At 38.6% G+C, this 12414-nt stretch carries 10 protein-coding genes, 1 tRNA gene and 2 pseudogenes; 6 read left to right on the top strand and 7 right to left on the bottom strand.

The genetic code is table 11. The features are described from left to right. The first annotated feature begins 5 nt into the window (after window positions 1–5). Both folP and A9J31_RS08605 read left to right on the top strand, forming a co-directional pair. Entirely contained in the window at window positions 6–857 is an 852-nt protein-coding gene (gene folP / locus A9J31_RS08610; protein ID WP_067764208.1) for a dihydropteroate synthase, read from the top strand. A 159-nt stretch (window positions 858–1016) separates the two neighbouring features. Further along, complete coding sequence (locus tag A9J31_RS08605) at window positions 1017–1331, top strand: DUF5713 family protein (RefSeq protein ID WP_067764205.1); 315 nt, start codon at window positions 1017–1019, stop codon at window positions 1329–1331. Window positions 1332–2160: 829 nt separating this feature from the next. On the opposite strand, the gene A9J31_RS08595 is transcribed toward A9J31_RS08605, so the two are convergent. Beyond that, a tRNA-Leu gene (locus tag A9J31_RS08595) sits at window positions 2161–2246 on the bottom strand. 171 nt (window positions 2247–2417) lie between these two features. Continuing rightward, window positions 2418–3152 (bottom strand): hypothetical protein, encoded by a 735-nt coding sequence (locus A9J31_RS08590; RefSeq protein ID WP_067764199.1) that lies wholly within the window; start codon window positions 3150–3152, stop codon window positions 2418–2420. Between the two features lie 194 nt (window positions 3153–3346). Between A9J31_RS08590 and A9J31_RS08585 the strand changes: the two genes are divergently transcribed. Continuing rightward, window positions 3347–3853 carry a hypothetical protein gene (locus A9J31_RS08585; RefSeq protein ID WP_067764196.1) on the top strand — a complete coding sequence of 169 codons (507 nt, stop codon included), beginning with the start codon at window positions 3347–3349 and terminating at the stop codon, window positions 3851–3853. Window positions 3854–3898: 45 nt separating this feature from the next. Here A9J31_RS08585 and A9J31_RS08580 read toward each other — a convergent pair whose 3' ends face one another. The 4 genes from A9J31_RS08580 to A9J31_RS08565 all read right to left on the bottom strand — a co-directional run bounded on the left by A9J31_RS08580 (window position 3899) and on the right by A9J31_RS08565 (window position 8268). Then, the gene (locus A9J31_RS08580) at window positions 3899–5239 is read right to left on the bottom strand and encodes a CitMHS family transporter (RefSeq protein WP_067764193.1); all 1341 of its coding nucleotides are present in this window, start codon (window positions 5237–5239) and stop codon (window positions 3899–3901) included. A 244-nt stretch (window positions 5240–5483) separates the two neighbouring features. Continuing rightward, window positions 5484–5711 (bottom strand): hypothetical protein, encoded by a 228-nt coding sequence (locus A9J31_RS08575; protein WP_245668220.1) that lies wholly within the window; start codon window positions 5709–5711, stop codon window positions 5484–5486. A gap of 106 nt (window positions 5712–5817) precedes the next feature. Continuing rightward, window positions 5818–7146 (bottom strand): polyamine export protein PaeA, encoded by a 1329-nt coding sequence (gene paeA, locus A9J31_RS08570; protein WP_067764190.1) that lies wholly within the window; start codon window positions 7144–7146, stop codon window positions 5818–5820. 129 nt (window positions 7147–7275) lie between these two features. Further along, window positions 7276–8268: a LysR family transcriptional regulator gene (locus A9J31_RS08565; protein ID WP_067764188.1), complete on the bottom strand. Its 993-nt coding sequence runs from the start codon at window positions 8266–8268 to the stop codon at window positions 7276–7278. Window positions 8269–8949: 681 nt separating this feature from the next. Here A9J31_RS08565 and A9J31_RS08560 point away from each other — a divergent pair. Then, window positions 8950–10554, top strand: coding sequence for an isocitrate lyase (locus A9J31_RS08560; protein WP_067764185.1), 1605 nt, complete (start codon window positions 8950–8952; stop codon window positions 10552–10554). A gap of 139 nt (window positions 10555–10693) precedes the next feature. On the opposite strand, the gene A9J31_RS08555 is transcribed toward A9J31_RS08560, so the two are convergent. Further along, a complete protein-coding gene (locus tag A9J31_RS08555) occupies window positions 10694–11068 on the bottom strand; it encodes a diacylglycerol kinase (RefSeq protein WP_067764182.1) in 375 nt (124 codons plus the stop codon). A 261-nt stretch (window positions 11069–11329) separates the two neighbouring features. Here A9J31_RS08555 and A9J31_RS08550 point away from each other — a divergent pair. Continuing rightward, window positions 11330–12298 (top strand): annotated as a pseudogene (locus A9J31_RS08550) (MBL fold metallo-hydrolase); the annotation flags it as partial. Window positions 12299–12304: 6 nt separating this feature from the next. Then, window positions 12305–12414: pseudogene (locus tag A9J31_RS15860) on the top strand (hypothetical protein); the annotation flags it as partial.

Genomic DNA, 12414 nt, shown 5'->3' with positions numbered 1-12414 from the left:
TTGATATGAAATTAGTAACACTGCCAAATCAAATTTTAACGTGTGGGAATTTACAATTAGATTTATCTAAACCGCACGTTATGGGCATCCTAAACGTCACACCTGATTCATTTAGCGATGGTGGGCATCATAATGCTAAAGAGCAAGCCATCGCACATGCGATTCAAATGATTGAAGATGGCGCGACAGTCATTGATGTTGGGGGAGAGTCAACTCGCCCAGGTGCTTCAGTGGTTGAAGTGGAAGAAGAAATCCGCCGAGTCGTACCAGTTGTTGAAGCATTAGCGAAATTGAATGTTGTGATTTCAATAGATACTTCACAACCTGAGGTCATCAAAGCAGCGGTAAAAGCCGGTGCTCATATTTGGAATGATGTGAGAGCACTGACTAAGCCACAAGCACTTGAAACAGCAGCAGCATTGAATTTACCCGTCATTATCATGCATATGCGTGGTGAGCCGACGACCATGAATAATCTCGATCAGTATGATGACGTGACACAAGATGTGATGAATGAACTTAAGCAGCGAATTGATGATGCTTTAGCTGCAGGGGTGAAATCACACAATATTATGATTGATCCAGGCTTTGGCTTCGCTAAAAATGCACAACAAAATTTACAGCTATTACAAAATTTACATCAGCTTATGACAATGGGCTATCCAATGCTCTCCGCGCTCTCACGTAAGCGTTTTATTGGTGAAGCTTTAGGTGGGGCAGATGCACAGCATCGCGCTGTAGGTTCGGTTGCAGGGCATCTGATAAGTATTCAACAGGGAGCGAGTATGGTGCGTGCACATGATGTAAAAGCCACAGTTGAGGCTATTAAAGTTTGGCAGGCCATGCAGTCGGCTTAAATTATTGGGTGTTTTAGATTAACAAGATGATGTGATGCAATTTGAATGTTTACGTGATTGGTAATTTCTAAATTTGACGGTTTTTTTCGATGCTATTTGGCTTAATTGTAGCGTTTGTGTTATACAGGCGAGCTTAAATATTTAGTTTAGAGTTTTGGTATGTTTGCAGATTTACTGCTGCCTATGTTTGATGATGAATATTATCCAGATGTATTGGTGGCGGAAGTAAAATTATTGGTCGACCAATTTGCGAAGAAGGTGTCGAAAACTGATTTATCTGCAACTGATATCTACCATTTTGCAAATGAAACTGTAGCGCAATTAAACAAGATGAAGCCACAATTTGAAGATTTGGATTCATCATTGGATGATACTGCTGCAGATTATATTGCTGAAGCCATGATGATGGTTTTACAAGATGCAGATTATATGGATATTGAAATGGAAGAGTTAGTTGCCAATCGCGAATGGTAAAGTCTGTACTAAAAAGCCCCGCTTTTAACGGGGCTTTTTTGTGGGATTTTTTAAGACAATACTATGAGTCTAAATATTCGCGAATTGATTTAAAACGAATCTGTTGGCAAAGTTTTTGTTCTTGTTGCATTGCCTGTATATGCAGTTGGTAAAAATAGTCCTGTATATCTTGATTTTCTCCTTTTCGAATTCTTTTAGATTCTTTGTATGCCCAATACGCAAGTTGTCTCAGCTTTTGTAACTTTATGCGATCTATAGCGCTACAATCAGATTTAAAAAAGGGCTCAGATAGCACCAACCCAAACGTACTCAAGCTAATACAGCTGAAGCAAAAAATATTAATGAAATCTGAGTGAAAGTAGTTAAAGTTAAACCCAAGTAAAAGCATTGTTATCAGTAATAAATAAAGTTGCACTTGCAAGACATGGATCTGGCATTTTGCACTATAGGTTGCCTGAAAATGCGCATATGCGACATATATAAAAATAAAAGGCACTACACAGAGTAGACCTATATTAAATAGCGCTGTATTGGTTGTAACATTAATGAATGTTTGGGCAAAATGACCCATTAATTGAATGCAGAAAATAAAAAAAACAAAAAATAGAAGGCAAGAAAGAAAAACAGGTACTGATGGGCTTAAGCCTACAATTTTGTTATGACTAAAGAGGAGGCGTTGAAAAAATGCTTTAGGATGCTTGAGTTGTAACGAGGGAAGATCGAATTTAGATGATTCAGGCATGGAACAAATTTTATAAGAATAATTTAGGCATAAAAAAACCAGCATAATGCTGGATCTTTTATTGCACCATTTTAAGAAGTATTAAAATGGTGCCCGAGGCCAGACTCGAACTGGCACGCTTTGTGGGCGGGGGATTTTAAATCCCCTGTGTCTACCGATTTCACCACTCGGGCATGTGCGCAATAATAGAGGACAGATTTAAACTTGGCAAGCGTATTTAGTTGTATTTGTTTTAATTTCAATCAATTCATGTGCATATGTCGAAAAAATACTATTTTTTATTGAAAATACCTACCTTATTTCTCATTTTATGATGCCTGTACATGCGCAAAATGAGGTGGTTTTTATTTCATTAATTCATCTAAGTAATTTTCCACATTTTTGTGCTTAAGCTTTTTGCATAGTTGGTTTTCATGATGCAGCATTTGAATGTGCAAAGTCTGAAATTTAGTAAACTCTTCTTTAAGCTGAATTTGTTTAGTACCAGATGCTGTACATAATTTTAATTTAAATTGAGCTTTAAGCATTTGTTTGTAAGACCAATAACAAATACGGCGAGTCTCTTGTAATACATAGTATTGTTCGCTGCTACTTTCACCTTTAAATAGGTTTTCCTTATAAAAGCGAACAAAACCAAAGCTGATTGCAAAAAAGAAAAGCACAGATTGCACAAACTGGCTTTGTAAAAATGCGATATTTAACAGTTGCAGCAAAATCACTACGGCAAGCTTAAACGGCGTATTTTTTAGGCTTTTATATAGCGATATTGAACTGTGTTTGATCTGCTTAATGACAACCAGTACGGCCAACATAAAAAACAGCATAATGCTCAGCACAGCAATACTATTTGAGCGAAAGTCACTCATACTCGGAAAATAATACTGAATGGCCTGATGAATACTCATGCTCAATGAAACAAAGATCATGGCTGCAATGATCCAAGGTAAGAGCTCCTTAAGCTCATCTAAAATCCCTTGGGTTTTTAACATACTATAAAGCAGGTAATTTCGTTTAAAGGCAGCGGGGTATTGCAGTTTCAGTTGTTGGAGAAAAAGAACAGCCTGTTTATTCTGAGTCATGTGGTGACATTGGTATTAAAGCGTGAAACTAATATAGATGATTTCTTTAAAAATGGCATAAAAAAATAAAAAATAGTGTTGTATATCTGATCATTAAACAGCAAACGAATAATTCTATAATTGAATAAGCAGTTTTAAATACACTTTTATGCGAAAATATAAACCGAATTATTTTTTATTTGAAAAGGCAGTTTATGACTGATCAATCTCCTGCAACACTGAGTGATATCGAAATTTTAGACATTCTTCAGTCTATGAAATCTGATGAATTAAATACTGAAGCAAATGTTGTCATTCGTAATGGTGGTAAAGCAGGTCGTCAGGAAGCGCATAAACAAGCATTGGTCTGTCTAAATGTTGCTTTTGAGGCAAAATTTGTTGAAGCAGTGACTTTAGCTTTAAATCTAAATGAAGCACAAAGTAAAAAAATTCGTTATAAAAAAGACCGTATCCGCATTCTAAAAGTACGTGGTATTGATTACTTAGATATTGATGGTGCTGAGACTGCACAAGTGCTGTCACAAGTAGCGCAAGCGATTACACGTGAAGATGCGACAGTTACCCATGATTTGCATAACATTTTCCCGTTTTGGAAAGAAGGCTGGCCAATGGTGCAGTTTGATAATGTCTACAAAATTTTAGAAGAAGATATTGCCATCCATTATCAAGCAGTACTGGATGCTTTAATTAGTAAGCATTAATTAAAAAAAGCGCCAGTTGGCGCTTTTTTATTGGCAAAAATTAGGTTAATTGAGTGTGGAGTAAAATGGGAACATTCCAAAGACAAGTGCGGCAAGTAGCATTACCATACAAGTAATTACAGCCCAAATAATCGCGAATTTTTGATGTTGTCCAAATTCAATACCAGCAAGCCCACAGAGTAAATAGGTCGATGGAACTAATGGTGAAAGTAAGTGCACAGGCTGGCCGACAATAGAAGCGCGTGCCATTTCAACGGGTTCAATACCATAATGAGCAGCGGCTTCTGAAAGAATAGGTAAGACGCCAAAATAAAAAGCATCATTTGACATGAAAAAGGTCAAAGGCATACTGATCACTGCCGTGATTGGTGCTAAGTAAGGTCCCATACTGGCTGGAATAATCGCAACTAATTCTTTAGACATGGCATCTACCATACCCGTACCAGCTAAAATGCCTGTAAAAATACCTGCTGCAAAAATAATCCCGACGACGTTCAATGCACTACCGGCATGATGAGCAATCAGACTCTTTTGCATGTCGATACTGCGATAATTCACAACAAGTGCAATACATAGCGCCACCATGAATAAAATTGGCATAGGTAGAATACCGAGTACTAAGCCGACCATTAATAACAGCGTGAGTAATGCATTAAACCAGCGTAAATGAGCTCGGTTGGCTTCAGGATTTTCAGAAATTTGAATGCTATCGCCATGGCTGACATCTAGCTGAATAATGCCTAAGCGTTTACGTTCCATACGGCCGTACATGAAACCTAAGAAATAGAGCCATGCGATGGCAAAGAGCATGGGCAAAACCATGGGAACAAATACATCACTAGGATCAACATGTAAGGCACTGGCAGCACGGGCAGTTGGGCCGCCCCAAGGTGTAAGGTTCATAATGCCGCTAGAAAGCATAATGAGACAGGCCATAATTAAAGGGCTCATGCCCAAACGTTTATACAGCGGTAACATCGCTGCAACGCAGATCATATAAGTTGTAGAGCCATCGCCATCGAGTGAAACAATCAGAGTGAGCGTAATCGTGCCAAGGACGACTTTAAGCGGATCGCCTTTAACTAAGCGTAAAATAAATTTAACAGATGGATCGAATAGTCCAGTATCGATCATGATGGCAAAATATAAAATCGCGAACAAAAGCATAATGCCTGTAGGTGCTAATTTTTTTACACCTTCAATCATCATTTCGCCGATTTGGTTTATTTGTATATGTGCCAAACTTTCAAAATAATAACCAAGTAACCATGCAATTAGAGCAAACAGTAATGGGATTAAGGTGAGCGCAACAAGTGGGCTCATTTTTCTGGACATGATTAGATACATAAAGCACATAATCATGCCTAGACCAAGTATGGTAAGCATGGTTCATTCCTTTGAATTTTATATTGCGAGCATGTAAAGAGTGACAGAGCTTAGCGGGTATAAAAAAAGGACAAAACAAAGCCAATAAAATGTGAAATTGGTCACTATTTAGCTAAAAAATGTTTTTTAAAAATAAAATACTTAGTAACACCTGCAAAATGACTTTTTAATTATCTACTTTATAAAATCTGCATGATTTTACATTTTGCTACATTGCTGGGGGTGATCATTGATGTTCATGGGCTTAATTTGATGCCCAAAGTGCCAACAATATGCGAATCGGCCAACTAAAAAAACGATACCAAAATATGAGTGGATTATAGAAGAACAATCCAAAAGTCATCGTATCGGTATAACCTTGGCGACCTCGTTCATGCGGATAGGGCGTCAAAAACCAAGTTAAAATAATCAGAGCAACACCAATAATGAGAAATAAAGCTTGCTGAGTGTTGCTAAAAAAGTAATAAACCAAGTAAGCACCTGTATAGAAACTTAGACAAGTGAGTAAGGCGCGTAGTGATATTCCCCTCTTTTGATCCAATTATTATAATTATTAGATGATAAAAAGAAGAATCAGATCAATCTGATTCTTCTTCAGGAATGGTGTCGTTTAGTGTCTCTTGAAGGCGCGTAACCAATAGCTGATCAATTTTAAAATGATCAACATCAACCACTTCAAATTTGTAACCATTAAAACTCACAAAGTCTGCTGGTCGTGGAATTTTACGTAGTTTGTACATCATAAAACCTGCGAGAGTTTCATAGTTCTCTTCATCAGGCATTTCATCTAAACCCAGTGCGTGTTTCAGGTCTTCAATCGGCGTGCTGCCATCAATTAACCATGAATTAGCATCACGTTTAATAATTTGTTGCTCTGCTTCAATTGGAGTGACCCAGTCACCCATTACCGTAATCATAATGTCTGAAAGTGTGATTACACCAACGACAAGGGCATATTCGTTGATGACCACAGCAAATTTTTCTTTGGTTGAGCGAAAGCGGTCAAGCAATTCAGACAAAGTGAGTGTGTCGGGAATGGTTAAAACATTTCGAATGGTATTTTCATTGAGTTGAAGTAAAGATTGATTGTTAAGGATACGAACCAAAATATCTTTCGAGTCGACATATCCAATTACGTCATCAATGTTTTCACTACATACTAAAAATTTAGAATAAGGAAATTCAGCAAGCTTTTGGCGAATACTGGCTTCAGACTCTTTTAAAGTAAAGTAAACCACATTTTCACGTGTGGTCATACTAGATGGAACATTACGTTCCTCAAGTTCAAATACGTTCTCAATGAAGTGGTGCTCTTGCTTTTGTAAAACACCCGCTTGTGCACCAGCATCCATGACAGCGGAAATGTCATCAAAAGTAATGTTGTCATCACGTGTGGTGTTGACTTTAAATAAACGGAAGAGCAAGTTCGCAATGGCGTTAATAACCCAAGCCATAGGCTTACAAACTTTAATAAAAATTTGAATCGGGTCAATCACCGACACTGCAATTTTTTCAGGTGCAATCATTGCCAAGCGTTTTGGCATCAGATCAGCAAATAGAATAAATAGAGAAGTAACTAAGGTGAATGAAAGGGTAAAGCCAATGGTTTCAGCCCAAGGGCCTTGATAGAAGCGATTCACTAAAGCAAGGAAGTATGGACGAAAAGCACCTTCACCTAAAATACCACCAAGAATTGCTACAGCATTTAAGCCAATTTGCGAGGCTGCAAAGAAATCTGCGGAGTTGGCTTGTAGGTCTAAAACGCGCTGTGCGCGTGCATCACCTGACTCGGCAAGAATCTTAAGCTTGACTTTACGCGCACCAGCTAAGGCAATTTCTGTAAGGGATAGAAATCCAGCTCCAATGATCAGGAGAATAATAATGACAATATTTTGGAAAAGGCTCACGAATACACCTGTTTGTGATTCATTCTATTTTTCTGTATTTCTAACACAAAAATGGGTTGGGTAGTAGTCTTAACTACTACCCGTATATTGACAGTATACGCTTGAAAAAATAAGGATTTAAAGAATTACTTATTGATATTGAGAAAACTGAGAGTTATTCATCAAATATTCACGGTTTTCTTCTTCGATCATCTGACGTGCAACATAAAGAATCAGTTGGCGTAACCAACGGTGTGCAGGATGATGGTGTAGAAGTGGGCACCATGCCATTTTCAATTCAAATTCTGGAATATAAAAAGGAGGATCTTTTAGCAGTAGGTTTTGACTTTTTGCTTGTAGACGAGCAATACGTGAAGGCAGTGTTGCAACCAAGTCGACATTAGAAGCCAGAAGCCCAGGCATTTGGTAATGACGAGTAAAAACTGAAATTTTACGTTTTTGCCCGATACGTTCTAAAGCTTGATCAATCCAACCGAGGCCGGCTTGTTTTTCTGGGTTGACACCAAAGCCAACGCCCATACCCGTTTTAGACACCCAAATATGCTGTGCATCTAAATAGCTTTTTAAATTCAAATTATTTGCAGCAGGGTGTTTAGCATTGAGAAGACAAGAAAAACTATCACGCCAAACCAAAACCTGATGAAAACTTTGCGGAATCTCGTTAAAACGGTTAATGGCAAGATCAACTTTGCCTTGCTCCATATCACGATAAGACACATCACTTGGTGTTAAGAAATCCAGCACAACATTCGGTGCTTCAGAACGTAAAGCTTTAACGAGGCGAGGAACCAGTGTTGCTTCGGCATAGTCCGAAGTCATAATACGGAAGACACGATTTGAGGTATAAGGACGGAACTCGGTACGGGGTTCCAAAATCATCGAAAGGTCAGACAATGCATCACGAATACGCGGTTGGAGTTCGAGAGCACGTTCTGTTGGAGTCATACCTTCAGAAGAGCGAATCAGTAGAGGATCATTAAATAAATTGCGCAGACGACGTAAAATGTTACTCATCGCTGGTTGAGTCACACCTAATTGCTCAGCCGCACGGGTTACATTTTTTTCACGAAGAAGTACATCAAGATATATTAATAGATTGAGGTCGACCCGCTCCAGATTCATAAAATAAATACCGACAATAAAATTAAGAAATTTTTCTGATTATGCCATAACTCCTAAGGCTTGTGTAGAAATTGGATGAAAAAATCGCGTGTACTTTTGTGCATGAATATCAATATTTAGAAGTCATTTAATGTCAAAAAAACGCGAAAAAAGAGTTCAAACATTTTTATTAGCAAAGCATCAAATTTTTGCGGACAAAACGGGGTCTGACAAAAAATTAAAAGCGTGTACGCAATAAGTTGGTTTTAATATTTAGTGTGAATATTAATGTGAAAAATAAGATTCTCTTAAAAAATATAAATACAACGAGTAAGGCAAAAATATAAAAAAATGGCGTAAAAAATGCTGTATTTTCAGAATAAAAAGCCTCGGTCGACTTAAGTCTAATGAATAAAAATCCAACAGATTGTTTAAAAAAGATTCATTTAATTTTTAAAAAATATCAAAAAATTAAAATAAAAAACAAATACTTATTGTGATTGGTTATTTATTATAATACGACTTTAATCTACATATTTTTTAAATAAATACTGAAAATTAACCCAGAATATTGGATTAATTTTTTTAGTCACTCTAATCTGTGTCTATCGCAACGAAATGTTCTAAATCTGAACAATCATTAGAGGGTATGATTTTAGCGTTCGTTGAAGAAAAATCCTAATATTATTACAGGAACATATCATGACTACATACCAAACAGCGATTGATGCAATCCGCGAATTAAAAGCAAAATTCGGCAATACTTGGGCAGACATCAGTCCTGAAGATGCTGCACGTATGCAAATTCAAAACCGTTTCAAAACTGGTTTAGACATTGCTAAATACACAGCTGCGATTATGCGTCGTGATATGGCAGCATATGATGCTGACTCAAGCAAATACACTCAATCATTAGGTTGCTGGCACGGTTTCATCGCACAACAAAAAATGATTGCGAACAAAAAATATTTCGGTACAACTGAACGTCGCTATATCTACCTTTCAGGTTGGATGGTTGCAGCGCTTCGTTCAGAATTCGGTCCACTTCCTGACCAATCAATGCACGAAAAAACTTCTGTTCCTGCATTGATCGAAGAAATCTACACTTTCTTACGTCAAGCTGACGCGAAAGAATTAAACGACTTGTTCCGTGCCCTTAAAAAAGCACAAGAAGCGGGCGACACTGCTAAAGCAGCTGAAATCACTTCACAAATCGACAACTTCCAAACTCACGTTGTGCCAATTATTGCGGACATCGACGCTGGTTTCGGTAACGAAGAAGCGACTTACCTTCTTGCTAAGAAAATGATCGAAGCGGGTGCTTGTGCACTACAAATCGAAAACCAGGTTTCTGACGCGAAACAATGTGGTCACCAAGCTGGTAAAGTAACAGTTCCACACGAAGACTTCATCGCGAAAATCCACGCTCTTCGCTATGCATTCCTAGAAATGGGTCTTGATGACGGTATCATCGTTGCACGTACTGACTCTGAAGGCGCTGACTTGACTCAAAAAATCCCAGTGGTTAAAGAGCCAGGCGACATCGCTTCTCAATACATCAGCTACTTAGACACAACTGAAATCGACATTTCAGAAGCTCAAGAAGACGAAATCCTGATCAAGCGTGATGGTAAACTTCACCGTCCTAAACGTCTTGCTTCTGGTCTATACCAGTTCCGTGAAGGCACTCAAATCGACCGCGTTGTACTTGACTGTGTAACTAGCCTACAAAACGGTGCTGACCTTCTTTGGATCGAAACTGCGACTCCAAACGTTGAAGAAATTGCTCACATGGTTAACCGTGTTAAAGAAACAGTTCCAAATGCTAAGCTTGTTTACAATAACTCGCCTTCATTCAACTGGACTTTAAACTTCCGTCAACAAGCATATGACCGTTGGGTTGCTGAAGGTAAAGACGTTTCTGCTTACGACCGCGCTAAACTAATGAGTGCTGAGTACGATGCAACTGAATTAGCTGCTGATGCTGACGAAAAAGTACGTACATTCCAAGCTGATGCTTCTCGTGAAGCGGGTGTATTCCATCACTTGATCACACTTCCGACTTACCACACAGCTGCTCTTTCTACTCACGAGCTTGCTCAAGGTTACTTCGGCGACCAAGGTATGCTTGCTTATGTAGCTGGCGTTCAACGTAAAGAAATCCGCGGTACGATCTCTTGTGTTAAACACCAAGCAATGGCTGGTTCTGATATCGGTGATGATCACAAAGAAATTTTCTCTGGTGACAACGCTCTTAAAGCGCACGATGATGCTAAAAACACAATGAACCAATTCGCTGCTCACTAAGCACTGAACTGATTCGAAAAAAGCCCAGCGAAAGCTGGGTTTTTTTATGGCTTTAAAATCGTCTTAAATCCATTTATTGAAGCGCATCGATATAACAAAGCAGGGTATAACCCTGCAAATAGAGTGAGACAGCTTTTATTTAAGGCAACAGGATAATTAACCAAGTAAAAAAGATAATTGCTAAAGCGACGAATTGAGCAGCACTTCCCATATCTTTGGCAATTTTAGAAAGTGGATGCTTGTCTAAAGATACGCGGTCGACAACGGCTTCAATGGCAGAGTTAAATAACTCAACAATCAAGGCAAATAAACACACCACCACCATAAGGGCATGTTCAACACGACTCACATCGAGAAAACAACTGGTGGGAATAAGTATAATATTCATCCAGACAATTTGTCGAAATGCAGCTTCATTTTGATAAGCAGCTTTGAATCCGTCGAGGGAATATTGCGTTGCATTTAAAATTCGTTTAAGTCCAGATTTACCTTTAAACGGGGAAATTTCACTCATAGCACTGTACAGACGTATAGATTTAAAAACTGGCGAAAATATAGCACGCCAAGCTTAAAGTTTTCTTGCATTCAGCTTTTATTTTATTGGGCTTAAAAGTTTAGGGCGATCCACATAAGCCTGTATCAAGTTAGTACTATGTTTATTCTGTATTAGACTTAAAATCTGCCTGAATTTCAGGCACAATATAGGCGTTTAAATTTTTTAATTTTGAAGCCTTTGCTTCATTGCATGAAATAATAAAAGTGATATAGGTCAACAATGAAAAACTTTAGTTTTGCTGTGCTTGCAGCAACACTTTTAACCAGTCAGTTTGTCAGTGCAGAGCCGACAGTTAGTCAAACGGAAATCAGATCAAATGTGACACAGCCCATGGGATTTTATCCTTTCCAAGTGGGCGCATATAAAGTCATTGCTTTAAAAGATGGGACACTCGAATTAAGTCCTGATTTGTTTAAACAAAATTTAACTCCAGAAGAAGTCAGTGCTTTATTCCAAAAGCTTGCGGTTGATCAGAGTAAAGGCATACAAACCAGTGTCAATGCCTATCTGCTTGATGATGGACAAGGTGGTATCAGTCTTGTCGATAGTGGTGCAGCAAGTTGTTTTGGTCCGAACTTAGGTTCTATTGCACAAAATATTGAAGCTGCCGGCTATAAGCTTAATCGTGTACGAAGTGTATTCTTAACTCATTTACATCCTGATCATGTATGTGGTATTGCGAAACAAGGTAAGGCCGTGTTTCCGAATGCAACGATCTACGTCAATGAACAAGAAAGTCAGTATTGGTTAAGTGAAAGCACCGTCAACACTTTAGCTGCGGAAAAACGTGACGGTTATTTAGCAACCGTTGCGAAAATTAAAGCTGCGATTGCGCCTTATCAAACCATGCGGAGTTTTAAGACTTTTAGTGTTGGTTCTGTGATTAATGGATTAGAAGTACTACCGAGTGTGGGACATACACCGGGGCATTATTCTTTTATCTTAAAATCGCAAGCTAAAAGTTTTGCCATACTCGGCGATGTGGTTCATTCCTATCATTTACAGTTTGAACAACCCAAGTTATCAGTCGATTTTGATGTCGATCCGGTTAAAGCCAGTGAAACACGTTTAGCAGTTTTTAAACGTTTCGCTCAAGAGCAAACCGTTGTTGCATTTGCACATTTACCATTTCCGGGTATTGGTAAAATAAGTGAAATCAATGATGGTCAGTTCCGTTGGAACCCGCTAAATTTAGCTCCGACAGCTCCGACAGCTCCGACAGCTCCGACAGCTCCGACAGCTCCGACAGCTCCGACAGCTCCGACAGCTCCGACAGCTCCGACAGCTCCGACAGCTCCGACAGC

The organism is Acinetobacter gandensis (genome assembly GCF_001678755.1).
GTDB lineage: Bacteria > Pseudomonadota > Gammaproteobacteria > Pseudomonadales > Moraxellaceae > Acinetobacter > Acinetobacter gandensis.
This window is presented reverse-complemented; position numbering and strand designations above follow the sequence as displayed.